An 18,330-nucleotide genomic window follows, 5' to 3' on the forward strand; every position below is an offset into this window, starting at 1 on the left:
CGATCGCCGGGGCTCGGGCTCAGCCCGAAAAGGTCATATACAGCAACCCGACCAATGCTATGACCATCAGCAGGATCAGCCCGCCGACCACCAGGGTGGCGGTGGTGCCGCCGCCGTCGTTCTCGTACTCGATGCCGTCCTGCTCGTCGGTCTTGTTGCGCCGCACGGCGTCCTCCTGCTCATGATGGAACGCGCGGAGGTTAGCCACCGGGGACGCCCCGGAACGAGGCTCGATTCCGCACAGCGAAACGCGTGACCATCCGCAACCCGCCGATGACAGCCGGTGCGGGTCCGGCGCCGCTCACCCGGGCGATGGTGCTCCCGAGCGCGGCGGCAGTGGTCAGGCGGCGGGGCGGTGCTGGGCTAGGACGCTGCGGACCAGGCGGCCGGTGTCGTGCAGCTTGGGGCTGGGGTAGCGGCGGGCCGCGCCGAGCACGGCGAGCGCGCCCACGACGCGGCCGGAGACGTGGACGGGAACGGCGGCGCCCGCCATGCCGACCAGGAACTCGCCGGACTGGATCGCGTAGCCGCGGGCGCGGCTGGCGGCGACCTCGGCGGTCAGCTGATCCGGGTCCACGATGGTGGCGGCCGTCCGCGGGGTCAGGCGCAGGCGGGGCACGATGGTGGCGGCGCCCTCGGGCGGCAGGCCGGACAGGACGGCCTTGGCGATGCAGCCGCTGGTCAGCGGGAATCGGCGGCCGATCGGCGACGTCTCGGCGGCCGGCGGCTGCAGGGGCTCGCGCTTGCCGATGATGAGCAGGGAGAGCGACTCCCAGTCGACCTCGGCGATCAGCACGGTCTCGCCGGTCATCCGGGCCAGGTCGTCGGCGGCGGCGCCGGCCCGGTGGGTGATCGCCGAGCTTTCCGAGACCTGGCTGCCCAGCTCCAGAAGACGGACCCCCAGCAGGTACGCCCCGGTGGGGTCCTGCCGCAGGAAGCCGCGCTCGATCAGCGTCACCGCGATGCGGCGCACGCTGGGGCGCGGCATGCCGACGGCCTCGGCCAGTTCGGACAGCGTCAACCGCGGGTGGGCCGAGCTGAACGCGCTCAGGATGTCGAGCGCACGGGCCACCGACCGCACCTCGCCCCGGCTGCCCGGGCCCTCGCCGGCCGCGGTCATGACGACCCGGCCGCGATCACGGCGAAGGCGGGAGCCGCGGGAGTGGTGGTGCGGCCCGCGGTGGTCATGGCGGACAGAGTACCGCCGCTCCTGGTCAGGGCTTGCGGCCGACGGCCCCGTACGCGTCGATGTAGTCCACCTCGCCCGGCTCGGGACGCCACTGAGTCAGCTGCACCATGCCCGGCTCGACCAGGGTCAGTCCCTCGAAGATGGTGACCAGCTCGTCGGGGCTGCGCAGGATGTACGGCACACCGCCCATCTCGGCCAGCCGGTTGGCGCCGGCGACGACCTCGGGGCTGGTGTTCGTGCCGTCCCAGAAGACCAGGTGGCTGCCGGAGGCGGTCTCGCCCATGATGCGGTCGACGATCGAGCGGATCACCGCCAGGTCGGGCTCGTAGCCCATGACGCCCATGAACATGACCGCGATCGGCTGGCTGAAGTCCAGCGTCTCGGCGGCATGGGTCAGGATCGTCTCGGGGTCGTGGTAGTCGGCCGGGACGTAGTTCGTGATGCCCTCGGACGTGGTGCCGCGCAGCAGGGCCCGGGCGTGCACCAGCACCATCGGGTCGTTGTCCACGTAGACGATCTTGGCGTCGGGATGGATGTTCTGGGCGACCTCGTGCGTGTTCTGCATCGTGGGCAGGCCGGTGCCGATGTCGAGGAACTGCTTGACGCCCGCCTCGGCCGCGAGGTAGCGCACCACCCGGATGAGGAACTGCCGGGAGAAGCCCGCCATCAGCGCGATCTCGGGATAGATCTGGGCCACGGCGTCGCCGGTGGCACGGTCGGCGGCGAAGTTGTCCTTGCCGCCCATCCAGTAGTTCCACATCCGGGCCGCATGCGGCACGTCGGGCTGAAGCTGCGAGGACAGATCCTCGTCCGGGGTCGTCATGGGGCCCTTTCTATGTCACTGGCCGGGCAGGTGCAAGCGTTTGTCCACCCACGACCGTCTCGTGTCGGCAACTGATCAGACCTACGCATTGTAGGTGTCCCGCCAGCTCAGGACGTATGCCAAAGATCGGACCAAAGATCCACTCAGGAGTACCGCTGCTCGACTTCCCGCAGGTACGCCTCGATCTCCTCCTCGGTCGGCTCGCGGAAGTATTCGTACGGCGCCACCGAGACGCCCTCGACGATCTCCCGCTCGTCGTCCTCCGTTGCCGCCGGATCGAGGTCCTGGGCCGTACGGGAGCTCATGGAGAAGATCGCGAAGCCGGGAGCGAACCGGTAGCCGATGTCGGTCGGCTCGTGGGCCACGCCCCGGGCGGCCAGGTCGGCCACCACATCGTCCATGAAACGCCAGGTCAGCTGGATGCCGTCGTAGAAGACTTCCTCGCCGCCGTCGCCCGAGCAGCCGATCTCGACGACCTCGACCGTGTCGTCCTCGGCGTAGGTGAGCACAAGCATCGGAGTCGTCGACTCGTACACGGCCTTGCTGTGCCGGCCGGGATGCACCGGTTTGCCGATGCGGCTCTCGACCACCTCGCGGCTCTCGCCGACCTTCGCCTCTGCGACGCCCTCGCCGGGCAGGATCTCCATGGGCGGCATGATGCCACCTGACAAAGGATGTCAGGTATGGGGTCCTAGCGTCCCGGGCATGGCGAACAACTTCGATTTCCTGGTGGGTAACTGGACGTCCAAGCAGCGGCGGCTCCGCGAGGTGCTGGCCGGGTGCGACGAGTGGTACGAGTTCAGCGGTACGACCCGGTGCTGGAGCGTCTTCGACGGGGGCGGGAACATCGACGAGGTGGCATTCCCGGAGCAGGGGTATATCGGTCTGACCCTCCGGCTGCTGGACCCTAAGACCGGGCTGTGGTCGATCTACTGGGCGCGCGACGACACGGGACAGCTGGGGCTGCCGCCGACCGTCGGGCGCTTCGAGGAGGACGGCGTCGGGCGGTTCTACGACGACGAGGACTGGAACGGGCGCCCGATCCGGGTCCGGTACCAGTGGACGGTGCACGACGAGGACTCGGCGCGGTGGGAGCAGGCGTTCTCGACCGACCGGGGCGAGACCTGGGAGACCAACTGGGTCGCGGACTTCACCCGGACCGCCTGAGCCGGGCGATCGCGTCGAGCAGCTCGCGGTGGGTGGCGGGGGAGTCGACGCGGTCGAGGTCGACGCCGGCGTCGCGCTGGCGGGCCTTGAGCGCGGGCAGGTCGGTGATCGACTCGGGGAGAGCGAAATCGAGCGGCGCGTCCTCCGCCACCTGCAGCCACTCCAGGTCGGGCTCGTAGCGGACCGCGCCCGTCTCCAGGGCCTCGCGCCAATCGGTGAGCAGATTGGCCAGGCTCGGGGCGGCGGGCGCGGTCTGCCACGTGTCCGGGCGGATCTCGTAACGCCAGATCTCGCCGTGATGCGACTCGGCGAGCACGAACGTGAACAGAATGATCTCGAAGTTGAACAACGGCACCTGCCGGCGCCACGGGAACGGCGTGGCGACGGAGAACGACAGGTTGTCGAGGGCCTCGTCGCGATCGTCCGGCCAGGGCATCACCCAGCCGCCGTTGGGCAGCAGGCGCTCGAGCTGCCAGCCCAGCGACTGGAACCAGGTCAACTGCGCCGGAACGCTCGAAACCTCGCACAACCGGTACACCAGCTCCGGCGGCTGCCCGTCCCGCGGCCGGTCGGTCCAGGGCAGACCGGCCGCGGTGGCCGCCGCCCGGTAGCTCTCGGCGGCCTCCCGCAGGACGGGCAGTTCATCGAGCATCTCGAAGCCTCCGTGCGGCTTACGACGTGGGGCAACGGCGTGGGGCTACGGCGTGGGCACCAGGCACAGGCTAGTTCCGGCCTGCGTGACCCGGAAGCCGAAGCTGGGCCCGCCGGCCGCGACCCACGGCTTGATCGGCAGCACGATGAAGTGGTCGGTGTCGTCGACGTGGCACTGGTCGTAGAACTGCGCGAGGTCGTTGCCCTGCGGCGACGACTCCGTGGTCGGCACCGGCAGGATGTCGGCGAGCTGGCCCGAGAGGTTGACCGCCTGGTTCGTGGTCCAGAACGGGAACTCGTCGCAGGTCTTGCCCGCGCCCCGGCCGGTGCACGCGTTCGGGCGGAAGGCCAGCGTGTCGTACCAGTAGCGCTTGTAGCCGGCGGCGGTCGCGGCGGCGCCGCCCTTGCTGTACGCCGGGTAGAACCAGGCGGCCCGGGTCGGCGGCTGCGGGAAGCTGCCGTCTCCCATCGCCTTGACGATGTGCGTGCCGGTCTCCTTCATCGGCCGGAACTGGTAGTTGAGCCCGCCCGGGACGTAGACCGCGAAGCCGTCGCCGCAGCCGGCCGCGATGGCCTGGCTGTTCTGCTGGGTGGCGCAGGCGGTGTCGATCGTGCGCTTGAGGGCGGCGTCGTCGGCGTCGGTCCAGGCGAACGGGATGTTGTCGCGACCGGCCACCAGCTTCGTCGTCTTCACGGCCTCGGCGTAGATCTTGAGGCTGTTGTACCACTCGCCGTCGTCGGCGCCCCAGTTGTCGAACGTGTCGAAGTCGGTGTCGGTCTCGATCGGGTACTCCAGCAGGCCGCCGATCGCGATCTCGGACGGGAACAGGATCGCCAGCAGGACGCCCAGCACCAGGCCGAGACCGATGCCCTCGGCCGCGACGACCAGGAACGACGCCACCGCGGAGGAGACGGTCGCGATCTCGACCATCTCGACCGCCTCGGCGGCCTCCTCGACCACAACCGTGCAGGCCGTGCTTTCCGCACACCAGGTGATCGGTTCGATCAGCGTTCCGGGCACGAGCGACGGCGCGCGCAGGTAGGCGGCCACGCCGTCCAGCGACGAGATCACCGGCCCGCGCCCGGTCGGCGCCGTCGAGTAGAGCAGGCGGGTGATGTCGTCGACGCACTTGAGCACCTTGTTGCCCGACGGCGGCAGGAAGGCGTCGATGCAGCTGTTGTTCGAGACCCGGTAGCAACCGTCGAAGATCGGCGTACTGCCGGACGGGAGCGACACCTTGCCGCGGGCGGCCGCGGTTACGTAGAAGTCGCCGCCCTGTCCGGCGCAGCTCGAGGCCTCACTGGCGTTGAGCTGCGTGGTCGCCGGCGACACCACGGCCGGGCCGGCGGTCGTGGTGAACTCGCCGTCGAGCGACCGGGCGACCGTGCCGTCGGCGGCGAGGGCCTCCATCTTGAACGCGTACGGCGTGCTCTGGTCGAGATAGGTCAGCGGGTACTTGATCACGTCCTGGGCCGTGCACGGGCTGGCCGGGTTGCCGCTCGCGTCCACGCAGTACTGCCCGAGCGTGAAGTCCTCGAGGGCCTGGCCGTCGAGGTAGGAGCGGTAGGAGGCGTCGGCGGCGACGGGGTGCCAGGAGGCGGTGGCCGCGCCCTGCTCGGGGGCGAAGACGATGCCGGTCTGCGGGTCGGACGGCGAAGGCGGCGCGAGCGTCGTGAACGAAGTGGTGGCGGGAGTGACCGATTTGTTGCCGGCCAGATCGACCGCGACCACCGAGACCGTGTGTGTGCTCTCCGCGTTCAGGCCGGTGATCGTGTACGACCGGGTGCCGACCGTGGTGCGGTGGGCGGCGCCGCCGTCGACGCTCACGTCGTACCCGGCCAGGCCGAAGTTGTCGGTGGCGGCGTTCCAGCTCACCTTGGCCGAGGTCGAGGTGAGGCCGCCGACCGTGAGGCCGCCGACGTTGCTCGGTGGGATCAGGTCGACGACCGTGAAGTCACGCCGGATGCGGGCGGTGCGCTTGGGATCGCGCTTGGCGCGGACGCAGAGCTGGTTGGCGCCGAGGTGGGCCGGGCGCAGCGTGGTCGTCCAGGACGAGGCCCAGGCGGCCACGTCGTCGGGCGGCGGGCCGAGGGTGAAGTCGTGGGCGGTTACCCGGTCGTCCTCGACCTCGACCATGGTGGCCTGCTTGTGCAGGATGCCCTTGACCGTGATCTTCCCGTCCGCGCCGACCGCGAGGCGCTCGCTGTCGGCGGGCTGGTCGACGCGAAGCCGGATCGAGGAATGGTTCTCCTCGGGAACGGTCAGGTCGGCACACGGCCCGGGTGGGTGCGGTGTGTCGCCGTCGTCGGCGGCGACGGCAGCCGGCTGGCGTACGAGAACGGTCGGCACGACGAGCGACACGATGAGTGCGGCCGACACCAGGGAACGGCGCATATGCTCTACCCCCGTCAAAGCGATAGCGTTCCGTCACTATAGAAGCGCGTCAATGTGACGGGGTATGAGCCGTTCGGCCGAGAGGTGCCTAGGCTGGCGGGGTGAGCATGTTCAGCGAGGAGCGGTCGGCCGAGGTCGTCGCCGCGAGCTTTGCCGGCACCCCGGACGATCGGTTGCGTACGGTCATGGGCGCATTGGTCAGGCATCTGCACGCCTTTGTCAAAGAGGTCGAGCTGACCGAGGCCGAGTGGGCCACGGCGATCGACTTCCTGACGCGTACCGGGCAGAAGAGCGACGCCACCCGGCAGGAGTTCATCCTGCTCTCCGATGTGCTGGGGGTGTCGATGCTGGTCGAGACCATCAACCACCGCACCGGTGGCGCATCGACCGAGTCGACCGTTCTCGGGCCGTTTCACATGGTCGAGTCACCGTTCCGCGAGCTCGGGGCCGACGTGGCGCTCGACGGCAAGGGCACGCCGTGCCTGGTCTCGGGGCAGGTGACCGGCGACGACGGCAAGGCGGTGCCGGGGGCGACGGTCGACATCTGGCAGGCGAACGAGGACGGCTTCTACGACGTGCAGCAGCCGGGCATCCAGCCCGAGCTGAACCTGCGCGGATTGTTCACCGCGGACGACGACGGCCGGTTCTGGTTCCGGTCGGTCGTTCCCAAGTACTACCCGATCCCAGACGACGGACCGGTGGGGCAGCTGCTGGACGCCACGGGCCGGCATCCGTACCGGCCGGCGCACCTGCACTTCATCGTCTCCGCGCCGGGCTACCGGCCGGTGACGACGCACGTCTTCGTGGCCGACAGCCCGTACCTGGACTCGGACGCGGTCTTCGGGGTGAAGGAGAGCCTGATCCGCGAGGTGCCCGAGGTCGACGACCCGGAACGGGCCGCGGCCGCCGGCCTGCCGAACCCGTTCCGGACGCTGACGTTCGACATCGTGCTGCAGCGCTCGTGAACCGCTCATTCGAGTACGCCGCGCTGCCGATGCGGGTGGTGTTCGGGGCCGGCTCGCTGCACCGGCTTCCGGAGGAGGTCGAGGCGCTCGGCCTGCGACGCGTGCTCGTGCTGTGCGGGCCGCGGCAGGAGGCGGTCGGCAAGCAGGTGGCCGCCGCGCTCGGCGAGCGCTGCGCGGGCATCCTGCCCGAGGCGACCATGCACGTGCCGATCGAGGTGGCGCGGCGCGCCCGGGAGGTGGCGGCCGAGCTGGGCGCGGACGGCTGCGTCGCGGTCGGCGGCGGATCGGCGATCGGGCTGGGCAAGGCGATCGCGCTGGCGCACGGCCTCCCGGTGGTCGCCATTCCCACCACGTACGCCGGGTCGGAGATGACGCCGGTCTGGGGGCTCACCGAGGATGGGGCGAAACGCACCGGCCGCGATCCGAAGGTGCTTCCGGTGAGCGTGGTCTACGACCCCTCGCTCACCCTGAGCATGCCGGTGGAGCTGGCCGTGACCAGCGGCATCAACGCGATCGCGCACGCCGCCGAGGGGTTGTACGCGCCGGACGCCTCGCCGATCGTCTCGCTCATGGCGCGCGAGGGCGCCCGGGCGCTGACCGGCGCGCTGCCGGCGATCGTCGAGCGGCCCGACTCGCTGGACGCGCGGGGCGAGGCGCTCTACGGCGCGTGGCTGTGCGGTGCGGTGCTCGGGGCGACCACCATGGGCCTGCACCACAAGCTGTGCCACACGCTGGGCGGAACGCTCAACCTGCCGCATTCCGAGACGCACACGGTCGTGTTGCCGCATGTGCTGGCGTTCAACGGCGGCTCGCTGAACGGCCGGGACCTGTGGGAGCTCGAGGGGCGGCTCGGTGCGCCCCGGTCGCTGCGGTCGCTGGGCATGGCCGAGTCCGACATCGACCGGATCGCCGCGATCGTCGCCGACGCCACCTTCCCCAATCCGCGGCCGGTGACCAGGCAGGACGTGGGCGATCTGCTGCGCGCCGCGTGGGCGGGGACGCAACCGGCGGACTGAACACCTGCTTCTACCTGACGCCGACGCCGCGGCCGGTCCGCGCCGGGTACGGTCCGCCCGCCGACCGCACGACGCTGCGGCCGGTCCGCGCGGGGTACGGTCCGCCCGCCTACCGTCGTGGGCCACAACGAGCGGGCGTCTCGTTGGAGGTCGGAGACTATCGGGGCGAATGATCGAGCTGCTTCCATGTTGACGCTGAATGTGAGAGAAGTTCACGTCGGGAGGGCACATGGAAACACCCGGGATCAGCCGGCGCCGGGCGCTCACCGTGGCCGGTGGGGTCGCCGCGGGGGCGGCCGTCGCCCAAGCCGCGGCGCCGGCCTTCGGGGCGGCGGCGGCCACCGACGCGGACGCCATCGTCGTCGGGCACGGCCTGGCCGGCCTGGTCGCCACCTCGGAGCTCGTCGCGGCCGGCAAGAAGGTCCTGCTGCTCGACCAGGAGCCGGAGGCCAGTCTCGGTGGTCAGGCCTTCTGGTCGTTCGGTGGTCTGTTCTTCGTCGACTCGCCCGAGCAACGGCTCATGGGCATCAAGGACTCCCGCGACCTGGCCTGGTCGGACTGGCTCGGCACGGCCGGCTTCGACCGGGGCATCGACGATCCGGCCGGGCAGGACTATTGGGCATACCGTTGGGCCCAGGCCTACGTCGACTTCGCGGCCGGCGAGAAGCACTCGTGGCTGGCCGGGCTCGGTGTGCAGTGGTTCCCGCTCGTGGGCTGGGCCGAACGAGGGGGCGGCCTCGCCGACGGTCACGGGAACTCGGTGCCGCGCTTCCACGTGACCTGGGGGACCGGGCCGGCCGTCGTCGAGCCGTTCGAGAAGAAGGTGCGGGCCGGGGTGTCGGCCGGGAAGGTCGTCTTCAAGCACCGGTACCGGGTCGACGAGGTGGTGCGCACGGGCGGCGTCGTGACCGGGGTGCGCGGAGCGATCCTCGAACCGAGCACCGCCGTGCGAGGGACGCCTTCCTCCCGTACGCAAGTGGGGTCTTTTGATCTGAAAGCGCCGGTCGTGATCGTCACGTCCGGCGGGATCGGCGCGAATCAGGACCTGATCCGGCAGAACTGGCCGGCCCGGCTCGGGACGCCGCCGAGGTTCATGGTCACCGGCGTGCCGGCGCACGTCGACGGCCGGATGCTCGGCATCACCGCGCAGGCCGGCGCGCGAATCGTCAATCCCGACCGGATGTGGCACTACACCGAAGGTCTGCGTAATTACGCGCCGATTTGGCCTAACCACGGCATCCGGATCCTGCCCGGCCCGTCCTCGATGTGGTTCGACGCGACGGGGAAGCGCTTCAAGGCGCCCGACATGCCCGGCTACGACACGCTGCACACGCTGGGCACGATCACGTCGACCGGCTACGACTACTCGTGGTTCGTCGGGACCCAGAAGATCGTGGACAAGGAGTTCGCGCTCTCCGGTAGCGAACAGAACCCCGATCTGACCAATAAAAACATTCTTCAGTTGCTCTCCCGGTTCTGGCAGACCCCCGAACCAATTCAGAAGTTCGAGAAGTACGGCGCGGACTTCGTGGTCGCCTCGACGCTGCCCGAGCTGGTCGCGGGGATGAACCGGATCGCCGGATCGAATCTGATCGTTCTGGACGACCTGAAGCGGCAGATCGACGCCCGCGATCGCGAGATCGACAACCAGTACAGCAAGGACGCCCAGGTGATGGGCATCCGCAACGCGCTGTCGTATCCGGGTGACTCGCTGAGCCGCACGGCCGCGGCCCACAAGATCCTCGACCCGAGCGCGGGTCCGCTGGTGGCGGTGCGGCTCAACGTACTCACCCGCAAGACGCTCGGCGGCCTGCAGACCGACCTGCAGGGCCGGGTCCTCGACGCGGCCGGCGCGCCGATCCCGGGCCTGTACGCGGCGGGCGAGGTGGCCGGCTTCGGCGGCGGTGGGGTGCACGGCTACCGCTCGCTGGAGGGCACGTTCCTCGGCGGCTGCCTCTTCTCGGGCCGTCAGGCGGGACGGGCAGCGGCGGCAGCACTCTGAGTCGCGGCCCCGCCGGCATCGTTTCCGCGGCGACCCCGGCCGGGCGGTTTCCGCGGCGACTCCGGGCGGGTGGCTTCCGCGGTGCCTCAGACCGGGCGGTTTCCGCGGCGACTCCGGCTGGGCGGTTTCCGCGGTGCCTCCGGCCAGGCGGTTTCCGCGGCGACTCCGGCTGGGCCGTTTCCGCGGCGACTCCGGCTGGGCCGTTTCCGCGGCGACTCAGGCGGTCTGAGGGGCGACCTCGGCCGTGGCGCTCTGCGTGGCGATGCCGGCGATGGCGGCCGCGAACGCCCACCGCTGGCGGTCCATCCCCGTACCGGAGAAAAGCTCGTCGCGGACCCGGACGATGTGCGGGAAATCGGCCGGGTCGGCGGTGCGCACGGCCTCGATCTGCTGGTCGTCGGCCTGATCGCCGCCGCCGTGCTCGGCTGCCGACGCGGTGGCCATCTGCAGCAGCAGGTCGACGCCCCAGGCGGCCTGCCGCGGCGGCACACCGCCGGCGAGCAGCAGGCCGAGCGCGGTGTCGATCAGCCGCATGTAGTTCGGACCGGCCGGGCGCAGCAAGAGGATCGACCGGGCCAGGCTGGGGTACCGGTCGAGCAGCAGGGTGTAGGCGCTGAGCAGCTCGATCAGGCCATCGCGCCAATCCGACATTTCGGAAATGTCGGGTAGGTTGCCCAGGAGGGTGTCGAGCAGCGCGCCGTGCAGCTCGGCCATGTTGGCGACGTAGACGTAGAGCGAGGCGGGCCCGGTGTCCAGCGAGGCCGCCACCCGCCGCATGGTGACCTTCTCGAGCCCCTCCTCCTGCATGATCTGCAAAGCGACGGCGATCACACCCTCCCGGCTCAGCGGCGGCTTGGCGGGGCGGTCGCGGCGGCTGACCGGGGCTTTCCTCATCGCGCGATCGTAACGAACACGTTCGGGCCGGGAGCGAGCCGCGCGGGGCGGGTATGCCGGGATGGCGGGGATGGGGTTTGATGGGTGCTCCCGCTCGACACCAAGGTTCTCATGAGACGTTTTGTGTACGTTCTGGCCGCCGCGTCCCTCCTGCTGGCGACCGCCTGCTCGAACGACGACCCGCCCGTCACCGCCGACAACAAGTCGACCTGGGTCGTCCCGTCGGGCGCCGGCACCGAGCCCACGATCCCGTCCAACCGCACGTCGGAGGCCCCGGCCGCGACCGGTGGGACCGCGGCCGCGAGCGGCGTGGCCCGCTGCCGCACCGCCGATCTGAGAGCCGGGACGGGCAACGTCGAGGCGAACGCGGGCGTGCTCTACCTCTCGCTGGTCTTCACCAACAAGTCGGCGGCCAAATGCTCGCTCACCGGGTACCCGACCGTGTCCTGGATCAGCGCCAAGACCGGCAGGACGGTCAACAAGCCGTTCGCGCCGGACACCGGCGAGGCGACCACGACCGTCGTGCTGGCGCCGGGAGCGCAGGCGCACGCGACGCTGGCGTTCCACCAGCCCGGCGAGGTCGACCCGGCCAAGTGCAAGTCGGTGAACGTGAAGGGCTACCAGGTCGTACCGCCGCAGCAGAGCACGTCGATCTTCGTGAAGGGGCCGACCGTGGCCTGCTCGTCGACCGGCATCAACACCGGCAAGGTCCTGGCGATAGTCCCTGGCGCGGTCTAGCGGGTCAGCGGGTTAATGCCCGGGCCGGGCGCGCCCCGCCCAGCCCGGACACCCCTCTTCACCCAGAGGTCTTGTACGAGGCGCGGTCGAAATCGGCGTACCCGCCCTCGGCGCCCAGATCCTGCACCCACAGTCCCACGAACGCGCCGGTGAAGCCCCAGGCCTCCGGCTCGCCGGCCACGACCTGGGCCGCGTACTCGTCGGAGAGCGTCGTCGCGTCGAAGGCCGGCCCGATCGCCTGCCAGCCCGGCTCGGCCGCGTCGGGATCGGTCGCGTACGCGAAGGTCAGCTCCTCCCCGTCGAGCCGCACCTTGAGCCCCAGCCGGGAAAGCCCGCTCACGTCGACCCGCGTGCCGGGCACGACCCGGATCTTGCCGCTGTCGCACGCGAGAATTTCGAGCACCGGCGTCCCGTCGTCCTCGGCGGTCACGTTCAAGTAGTACCAGTTCCTGGTGCTGTAGTACGCCGTGATGCCGGCCAGTTGCCGGTAGTTGCGCGGCGTGAACTCGAGCACCGTGTCGAGCTCGCAGGAGCGGGCCACCACCCGCCGCGCCACCAGGCTGGGCCGGAACCGGGTCATCGGCGACTGGCCGCCGGTGATGCGCAGGAACGACGGCCGCGCGGTCAGCGAGACCCAGTCGGGCGTGGCCGGCCGCCGCAGCGTCGACCAGTTGACCCCGAGGGCCGGCGCGTCGAAGTCGTCGGCCTCCTGATACTCGGAGGAGACCGGGCGCTCGGCCGGGACGACCACGCCGAGCGGCGCCGGCACGCTGTCGGCCGGGATGCCGCCGGCGATCCGGGGCCAGCCGTCCTCGGTCCAGGTGACCTCCTGCAGCGCCGACTCGCGGCCGAGCACGCAGCGGCCGAGGGTCGAGTACGGCCGGCCCACGAGATGCGCCAGGTACCACTGGCCGGCCGGCGTCTCGACGAGGCTGCCGTGACCCGCCTTCTGCAGGGTCAGCTCGGGATGCCCGGCCGAGGTGAGCATCGGGCCGTTGGGGTCGGTCTCGTACGGCCCGAGGATGTCGCGGGAGCGGGCCACGGTGACCTGGTGCGTCCAGCTCGTGCCGCCCTCGGCCGTGAGCAGGTAGTACCAGCCGTTGACGCGGTACAGGTTGGGCGCCTCGGTGAGCTCGGCCGCGGTGCCCTTGAAGATCATGTGCTCGTCGCCGACCAGCTTGCGGGCCGCCCGGTCGTACCGCTGGACGGAGATGCCGGCGAACCGGTTGTGGCCGGGACGGGCATCGCCGACCATCGACAGCATCCAGGTCGAGCCGTCCTCGTCATGGAAGAGCGAGGCGTCGAAACCGCGCCCGTGCAGCACCACCGGGTCGGACCACGGCCCGCTCAGCGAGGAGGCGGTGACCAGGTAGTTCTGTGGGTCCCAGTAACCGCCCGCGAACGTGGCGACGTCGGTGTAGAGCAGGTGGAATTCGCCGTGCGCGTACGTCAGGCTGGGCGCCCAGACGCCGCCGGAGTCGGCGGTGCCGGTCAGATCGAGCAGCCGTTTCTCGTTGAGGGCCCCGCCGAGCGGCTCCCAGTCGACAAGATTGACGGAGTGGTGCAGGCGTACGGCCGGGAACCACTCGAAGGTCGACGTGGCGATGTAGAAGTCCGAGCCCACCCGCAGGATCGACGGGTCGGGGTGGAAGCCGGCGAGCACCGGGTTCTGGATCGCGCGGCCGGTGGCGGTCGCGGTCGTGGCCTCGGTGCTCGTCATGCGTACCCCTAAACGTCACAGACCGTAAGTTCCGTGACTCTACCGCAAGTTCCGGATCTCAGGTGCGGTAATTTCGGGCGGACGCCGTCGCATCTCGTCGACGACCATCCGGGCGAGCGTGGGGAACAGATCGGTCGAGCGCCGCAGCAGCCAGCGGTTACCCTGGGTCGCCATCCACCAGACGCGCTGGCCGACGGTCGGCTCCGGGTTGGTCGCCTCCAGCCCGGGCAGGGCCGGCACCGGATGCCCGGCGTCCCGCATCGCGAGCGCGAACCGGTGCGCGAGCAGGCGATGGCCGCGTTCGCTCGGGTGCAGCCGGTCGACGCTCCAGTTGTTGCGGTGGTACGCCGAGCCGGCCAGGTCGACGTGGATCGTCGCGTGGTCGGCGGCGATCCGGTCGAGCACCTCGTTGAGCGCCTCCATCCGCCGGCCCAGCGGGCGGGCGATGGCGCCGGGCAGGCCGAACATCCGGCCCGGGTCCGGCAGCCGCGCGGTCATGACCGTCGCGCCGCCCGCCGTCAGCTGCTCCACCATGTCGGTGAGGCGGTAACCGAGGGCGACCGGGTCGAAGTCTCCGCGCAGTGTGTCGTTCATGCCGACCAGGACCGACGCGTGCGTCGGCCGCAGGTCGAGCGCCACCGGCAGCTGCCGCTCGGCCACGTCGCCGATCCGGGCCCCGCTGACCGCCAGATTGTGAAGGTCGGCGCCGAGCGCCTCGGCCAGCAGGACGGCCCAGCCCCGCCACCGGCCCCCGGGCATCGGGTCCCCGTAGCCGCTGGTGACCGAGTCCCCCAAAGCCGCGAACCTGATCATCACCATGTACTCCACTGTGGCGGGAACGGTGATGCAGCAGGTCACAGCGCCGTGACCGGCCATTGAACTTCAGCGGTCCCCGGGGTCGGTCCCGGGCCCGGGCCAGGGTCGAACCCTGGTTCGACGGGCCCGCGCCGCAGGGACAGTGAGGCTCATGACTGACATGAAGCTCGAGGTCGTGGTCATCCCCGTCGCGGATGTCGACCGGTCCACGCAGTTCTACACCAGCTTCGGCTGGCGTCTCGACAAGACGCCGCCCATCGTCGTCCAGCTGACGCCGCCGGGCTCGGGCTGCTCGGTGCAGTTCGGCGCGACGCTGACCACCGCCGCGCCCGGTTCCGCCAAGAACTACCTGATCGTCTCCGACCTCGAGGCCACCCGCGCCGAGCTGGTCGCGGCCGGCGTCGAGGTCAGCGAGATCTTCCACCTCACCGCCGAGGGCCCGAAGCCCGGGCTCGACCCGAACCGAGGCAGCTACCTCTCCCGCGCGACCTTCCACGACCCGGACGGCAACGAGTGGCTCCTGCAGGAGGTCACCACGCGGCTGCCCGGCCGCGTCGACCCGTCGCAGTTCGCCTTCACCTCGGTCAACGACCTGGCCGCGGCCCTGCACCGGGCGGCCGCCGCGCACGGCAAGGTCGACGGCGACTGGCTGAACTGGGCGGCCGAGTACCTGATCGCCGAGCAGGCCGGCACGAAGCTGCCGTCCTGAAAGCTTCAGACGGGCTCGACGCTGATCCGGACCGTGAGCACGTTGGCGCGTACGCCATCGGCTGATTGATCGGTGACCAGCGTGAGCGTCGCCTGGCGCGGCGAGCCGGCCGGTTTGTGCCGGCCGACGAGCAGGTGGCCGTCCGGGGTCACCGGCGCCTCGCGCAGCGGCCCGCACAGCGGTTCCCACGCCTCGGCCGGCATCGTGCCCGGCTCGGCCAGCTCCAGCATCGCGAGACCGGTCCCGGCGCCCGCCGGCCACCAGTCGAAGCCGTAGAGCCAGCCGAACCGGGTCGGCCGGACCGGGGCGAGCTCGCCCTCGTGGTCACCGACCGTGCCCACCCGGCCGGCGTCGTCGGCGCACAGCGCGGCGAGCAGCTCGGCCCACTCGTCGTCCCAGTTCATCACGGAGTCCCTGTTCGTCACGGATTCCTCCCGATACGGCCCGGCGGCGGACCTGGCCATATCTCCCGGAGCGGCCGACGGCCCGACGCTGTGCATGGCACACGCTAACGCGGGCGCTCGATCCGGGTCGATGTCGGAAATCTGCACCAGCTGTGGTGCAACCAGGGCTACAACCAGGGTCCGAGGCGGGGCACGGGCCGTCCGCCGCCACCGGCGACGTCGCTGGTCTCCCGTCCGGCCAGGTACGCGGCGAGCCCCGCGACCGGCCCCTCGACCTCGGCGTCCCGCTCGCCCGGAATCGTCCAGCGCCGATCGAGATCGGTCGCGACCAGCACTATTCCCGCGCCGTCGCGCTTGGCCGCGATGTCGTCGACCAGCGACGCCAGGAAGTCACCCGGAAGGTCGGCGAACCCGACGGTGGCGCCCAGGTCGACCGCGTGCACCATGACCTCGCGAGCCCGCATCCAGGGGATCTCCTCGCCGGTGACCTCGCGCCCCTGCCGGGTGCGGATCGGCTGGTCCCACTGCTCCGCGGTGAGTCCGGCCAGCGACGCGTCCAGCGCCACCGCCGTCTCGACCACGCGATCGCGCAGCTCGGCGACGGGGAGCTCCGCATTGCGCTCGATGTCGCTGTCGCGCTGCGTGGGCGAGGAGTACATCGGCGTCTCGACACCGGTCTTCGCCCAGGTCGCGAGGTTCATCAGCGCCTCGGCGTTGAGCGACACGTGCGCGACGAGATGCTTGCCGCTCCAGCCGGGCAGCGCGCAGGCGTCGGACAGCTTCGCGTCCGGCACCGACTCCAGGGCGCCCAGCAGCAGCGTCGTTCCCTCGGCCATCCACCGCAGACTGTCCGCACGAGTCCGGCTCATCTGCCCACCCCAGCACAGAAGTGCCTCCCCGGCCAGGTTTGGGTGGCAGGTACCCCCTTCAAGGAGCAAGCTGAGCGGCGGACACCCGGTACGGAAAGGACCACCCATGCGGGGAGCTGTACTTCACGGACCTCGGGACATCCGCTTCGAGGAGCGGCCCGACCCGGAGATCCAGGCGCCCACCGACGCGATCATCCGGATCGTGGCGGCGTGCGTCTGCGGTTCGGACCTCTGGCCCTACCGCGGCATCAACAAGATCAACGGCCCGATGCCGATGGGCCACGAATACCTCGGCGTGGTCGAACGGGTCGGCGATGAGGTCACCTCGGTCCGTCCGGGGCAGTACGTGATCGGTTCGTTCGTCGCCTCCGACAACACCTGCCCGCACTGCCTCGCCGGCTTCCAGACGGCCTGCGTGCACCGCGAGCCGGTGAGCGGGGCCCAGGCCGACTTCCTGCGCGTGCCCCTCGCCGACGGCACCCTGGTCGCGACGCCCGGCGAGCCCACCCCCGAGATGATCCCCAGCCTCTTGACACTTTCGGACGTCATGGGCACGGGCTGGTTCGCCGCCGTCGCCGCGCGGGTCGAGCCCGGCATGACCGTGCTCGTCGTCGGCGACGGCGCCGTGGGCCTCCACGGCGTGCTGGCGGCAAACCAGAAGGGCGCCGCCCGGATCATCACGATGAGCCGTCACGAGCCAAGGCAGAAGCAGGCCATCGAGTACGGGGCCACCGACGTCATCACCGAACGGGGCGACGACGGTGTTGCCAAGGTGCGCGAGCTGACGGACGGGGTCGGTGCCGACGCGGTCCTCGAATGCGTCGGCACCGCCGAGTCCATGCAGCAGGCGATCAAGTCGGCCCGCGCGGGCGCGCACGTGGGTTTCGTCGGCGTCCCGCACGACGTGCACATCGACGGCATTCAACTTTTCCGTACGCATGTGGCCGTGCACGGCGGCCCCGCCCCGGTCCGGCAGTACCTGCCCGAGCTGATCGACCTGGTGTGGAAGGGCGAGATCAACCCCGGCCGCGTCTTCGACCTGACCCTGCCCCTCGACCAGGCCGCCGAGGGCTACCGCGCCATGGACGAGCGCCGCGCCATCAAGTCCCTCCTCCTGCCCTGACGAACCAGCCGCCGGTGCCCGTCGGGTACCGGCGCCCACGGGAGTGTCAGCTTGCGCGGTCGAGTTTGCGGATCGCGGTGGCCGCGATGAGGTTGAGCTCGCGCTGGTTGCCCTGCGGCGAGTTGACCAGCAGGATCGTCACGGCGACCCCGCGCCGGGCCACCGAGATCAGCCGGCCCTGGATCGTCATGTTCACTCCGGCCGGGCGCACCATGAACGACAGCCCGGCCGACGCGTCACCCAGCCGCGGCACCCGCAACGGGGAGATCGTCAGCCGCGCCCGCATGGCCGAGCCCGGGACGCCGTCGTTGAACGACTTGCACAGCCGGGGCGCGGCCGCGATGCCGGCGACGATGGCCCGGGCCGTCCGGGGCCCGGTCGCGGAGAGGGTCTCGAAGAGCATCGGACCCGGAATCCCATGAATGAACGTGGCCTGCGCCGTCGCCACGTGCCCGTGCGAGCTCACCTGGTGATCGCAGATGTTCGAGTCGGCCCCGAGGTCGGACACGGCCGCCATCGTCCCGCCGATCGCGGGCGAGTACCCGCGGGGAAGGTCGGACGCGCTGAGCAGGCCATCCTGCAGCCGGATCGGCCCCGGCCGAAGACCGCCGGCCTCGGTGGCCGCCGCGTCGGAGACGGCGGCGCTCGCGGCCGGGGCGGCACTGAACGTCGTGGGCACGGCCAGGGCGAGTCCGGCCACGAGTGTTGCGGCCGTTCTGACCGCTTTATACCTAATTTTCAGCATTCCTCACGCTAACCCCGGCCGCAGTCCGATCGCGGGAGATCAACGGTGTCGGGCACGCACGGGTGATCACCGCGCGTCCGCGAGGGATGCAGTTGACGGGCCGG

Annotated in this window: 19 protein-coding genes; 7 read left to right on the top strand and 12 right to left on the bottom strand. The window is 70.8% G+C overall.

Going from position 1 to position 18,330, the window contains the following annotated elements; all coding sequences use genetic code 11:
• Positions 1–19: 19 nt before the first annotated feature.
• The 4 genes from A3CQ_RS0112255 to A3CQ_RS0112270 form a co-directional block, all read right to left on the bottom strand.
• Positions 20–208, bottom strand: coding sequence for a hypothetical protein (locus A3CQ_RS0112255; protein ID WP_020511228.1), 189 nt, complete (start codon positions 206–208; stop codon positions 20–22).
• A gap of 132 nt (positions 209–340) precedes the next feature.
• Positions 341–1,120, bottom strand: coding sequence for an IclR family transcriptional regulator (locus A3CQ_RS0112260; RefSeq protein WP_020511229.1), 780 nt, complete (start codon positions 1,118–1,120; stop codon positions 341–343).
• Between the two features lie 94 nt (positions 1,121–1,214).
• The gene (locus tag A3CQ_RS0112265) at positions 1,215–2,012 is read right to left on the bottom strand and encodes an SAM-dependent methyltransferase (RefSeq protein ID WP_020511230.1); all 798 of its coding nucleotides are present in this window, start codon (positions 2,010–2,012) and stop codon (positions 1,215–1,217) included.
• A 143-nt stretch (positions 2,013–2,155) separates the two neighbouring features.
• Positions 2,156–2,659: a hypothetical protein gene (locus A3CQ_RS0112270; protein ID WP_020511231.1), complete on the bottom strand. Its 504-nt coding sequence runs from the start codon at positions 2,657–2,659 to the stop codon at positions 2,156–2,158.
• A gap of 58 nt (positions 2,660–2,717) precedes the next feature.
• Between A3CQ_RS0112270 and A3CQ_RS0112275 the strand changes: the two genes are divergently transcribed.
• On the top strand, positions 2,718–3,179 hold the full coding sequence (locus A3CQ_RS0112275) for a hypothetical protein (RefSeq protein ID WP_020511232.1): 462 nt from the start codon (positions 2,718–2,720) through the stop codon (positions 3,177–3,179).
• Here the strand turns inward: A3CQ_RS0112275 and A3CQ_RS0112280 are convergent.
• Together A3CQ_RS0112280 and A3CQ_RS0112285 are read right to left on the bottom strand one after the other, a co-directional pair.
• Positions 3,163–3,831: a hypothetical protein gene (locus A3CQ_RS0112280; RefSeq protein WP_020511233.1), complete on the bottom strand. Its 669-nt coding sequence runs from the start codon at positions 3,829–3,831 to the stop codon at positions 3,163–3,165. The two genes, A3CQ_RS0112275 and A3CQ_RS0112280, sit on opposite strands and share 17 nt — an antisense overlap.
• A gap of 45 nt (positions 3,832–3,876) precedes the next feature.
• Positions 3,877–6,225, bottom strand: coding sequence for a NucA/NucB deoxyribonuclease domain-containing protein (locus A3CQ_RS0112285; protein WP_020511234.1), 2,349 nt, complete (start codon positions 6,223–6,225; stop codon positions 3,877–3,879).
• A 107-nt stretch (positions 6,226–6,332) separates the two neighbouring features.
• Here A3CQ_RS0112285 and A3CQ_RS0112290 point away from each other — a divergent pair, with 107 nt between their 5' ends.
• From A3CQ_RS0112290 to A3CQ_RS0112300, 3 genes are all read left to right on the top strand, one after another.
• A complete protein-coding gene (locus tag A3CQ_RS0112290) occupies positions 6,333–7,190 on the top strand; it encodes an intradiol ring-cleavage dioxygenase (RefSeq protein WP_020511235.1) in 858 nt (285 codons plus the stop codon).
• Positions 7,187–8,206 (top strand): maleylacetate reductase, encoded by a 1,020-nt coding sequence (locus A3CQ_RS0112295; RefSeq protein ID WP_020511236.1) that lies wholly within the window; start codon positions 7,187–7,189, stop codon positions 8,204–8,206. The genes A3CQ_RS0112290 and A3CQ_RS0112295 overlap by 4 nt, the downstream gene beginning before the upstream one ends.
• 229 nt (positions 8,207–8,435) lie before the next feature.
• On the top strand, positions 8,436–10,208 hold the full coding sequence (locus tag A3CQ_RS0112300) for an FAD-binding dehydrogenase (RefSeq protein WP_020511237.1): 1,773 nt from the start codon (positions 8,436–8,438) through the stop codon (positions 10,206–10,208).
• A gap of 216 nt (positions 10,209–10,424) precedes the next feature.
• On the opposite strand, the gene A3CQ_RS0112305 is transcribed toward A3CQ_RS0112300, so the two are convergent.
• Positions 10,425–11,102, bottom strand: coding sequence for a TetR/AcrR family transcriptional regulator (locus tag A3CQ_RS0112305; RefSeq protein ID WP_020511238.1), 678 nt, complete (start codon positions 11,100–11,102; stop codon positions 10,425–10,427).
• A gap of 111 nt (positions 11,103–11,213) precedes the next feature.
• Here A3CQ_RS0112305 and A3CQ_RS57290 point away from each other — a divergent pair, with 111 nt between their 5' ends.
• Positions 11,214–11,840, top strand: a complete 627-nt coding sequence (locus A3CQ_RS57290; protein ID WP_157295746.1) for a DUF4232 domain-containing protein — start codon at positions 11,214–11,216, stop codon at positions 11,838–11,840.
• Positions 11,841–11,898: 58 nt separating this feature from the next.
• Here the strand turns inward: A3CQ_RS57290 and A3CQ_RS0112315 are convergent, their stop codons facing one another.
• Together A3CQ_RS0112315 and A3CQ_RS52540 are read right to left on the bottom strand one after the other, a co-directional pair.
• Positions 11,899–13,560: a glycoside hydrolase family 43 protein gene (locus A3CQ_RS0112315; protein ID WP_020511240.1), complete on the bottom strand. Its 1,662-nt coding sequence runs from the start codon at positions 13,558–13,560 to the stop codon at positions 11,899–11,901.
• 39 nt (positions 13,561–13,599) lie between these two features.
• A complete protein-coding gene (locus A3CQ_RS52540; RefSeq protein WP_157295749.1) occupies positions 13,600–14,379 on the bottom strand; it encodes an SGNH/GDSL hydrolase family protein in 780 nt (259 codons plus the stop codon).
• A gap of 148 nt (positions 14,380–14,527) precedes the next feature.
• On the opposite strand from A3CQ_RS52540, the gene A3CQ_RS0112325 reads away from it, so the two are divergent.
• Positions 14,528–15,085: a VOC family protein gene (locus A3CQ_RS0112325; protein ID WP_040432250.1), complete on the top strand. Its 558-nt coding sequence runs from the start codon at positions 14,528–14,530 to the stop codon at positions 15,083–15,085.
• A 5-nt stretch (positions 15,086–15,090) separates the two neighbouring features.
• Here A3CQ_RS0112325 and A3CQ_RS0112330 read toward each other — a convergent pair whose 3' ends face one another.
• Both A3CQ_RS0112330 and A3CQ_RS0112335 read right to left on the bottom strand, forming a co-directional pair.
• Positions 15,091–15,510 carry a hypothetical protein gene (locus A3CQ_RS0112330; RefSeq protein WP_157295752.1) on the bottom strand — a complete coding sequence of 140 codons (420 nt, stop codon included), beginning with the start codon at positions 15,508–15,510 and terminating at the stop codon, positions 15,091–15,093.
• A gap of 146 nt (positions 15,511–15,656) precedes the next feature.
• Positions 15,657–16,358, bottom strand: a complete 702-nt coding sequence (locus tag A3CQ_RS0112335; RefSeq protein WP_026205621.1) for a maleylpyruvate isomerase family mycothiol-dependent enzyme — start codon at positions 16,356–16,358, stop codon at positions 15,657–15,659.
• A gap of 106 nt (positions 16,359–16,464) precedes the next feature.
• Here A3CQ_RS0112335 and A3CQ_RS0112340 point away from each other — a divergent pair, with 106 nt between their 5' ends.
• Positions 16,465–17,481 carry a zinc-dependent alcohol dehydrogenase family protein gene (locus tag A3CQ_RS0112340; RefSeq protein WP_020511245.1) on the top strand — a complete coding sequence of 339 codons (1,017 nt, stop codon included), beginning with the start codon at positions 16,465–16,467 and terminating at the stop codon, positions 17,479–17,481.
• 46 nt (positions 17,482–17,527) lie between these two features.
• Here the strand turns inward: A3CQ_RS0112340 and A3CQ_RS0112345 are convergent, their stop codons facing one another.
• Positions 17,528–18,181, bottom strand: a complete 654-nt coding sequence (locus tag A3CQ_RS0112345) for a hypothetical protein (protein WP_020511246.1) — start codon at positions 18,179–18,181, stop codon at positions 17,528–17,530.
• Positions 18,182–18,330 lie beyond the last annotated feature (149 nt).

The sequence above is a fragment of the Paractinoplanes globisporus DSM 43857 genome (assembly GCF_000379645.1).
Lineage (GTDB): Bacteria > Actinomycetota > Actinomycetes > Mycobacteriales > Micromonosporaceae > Actinoplanes > Actinoplanes globisporus.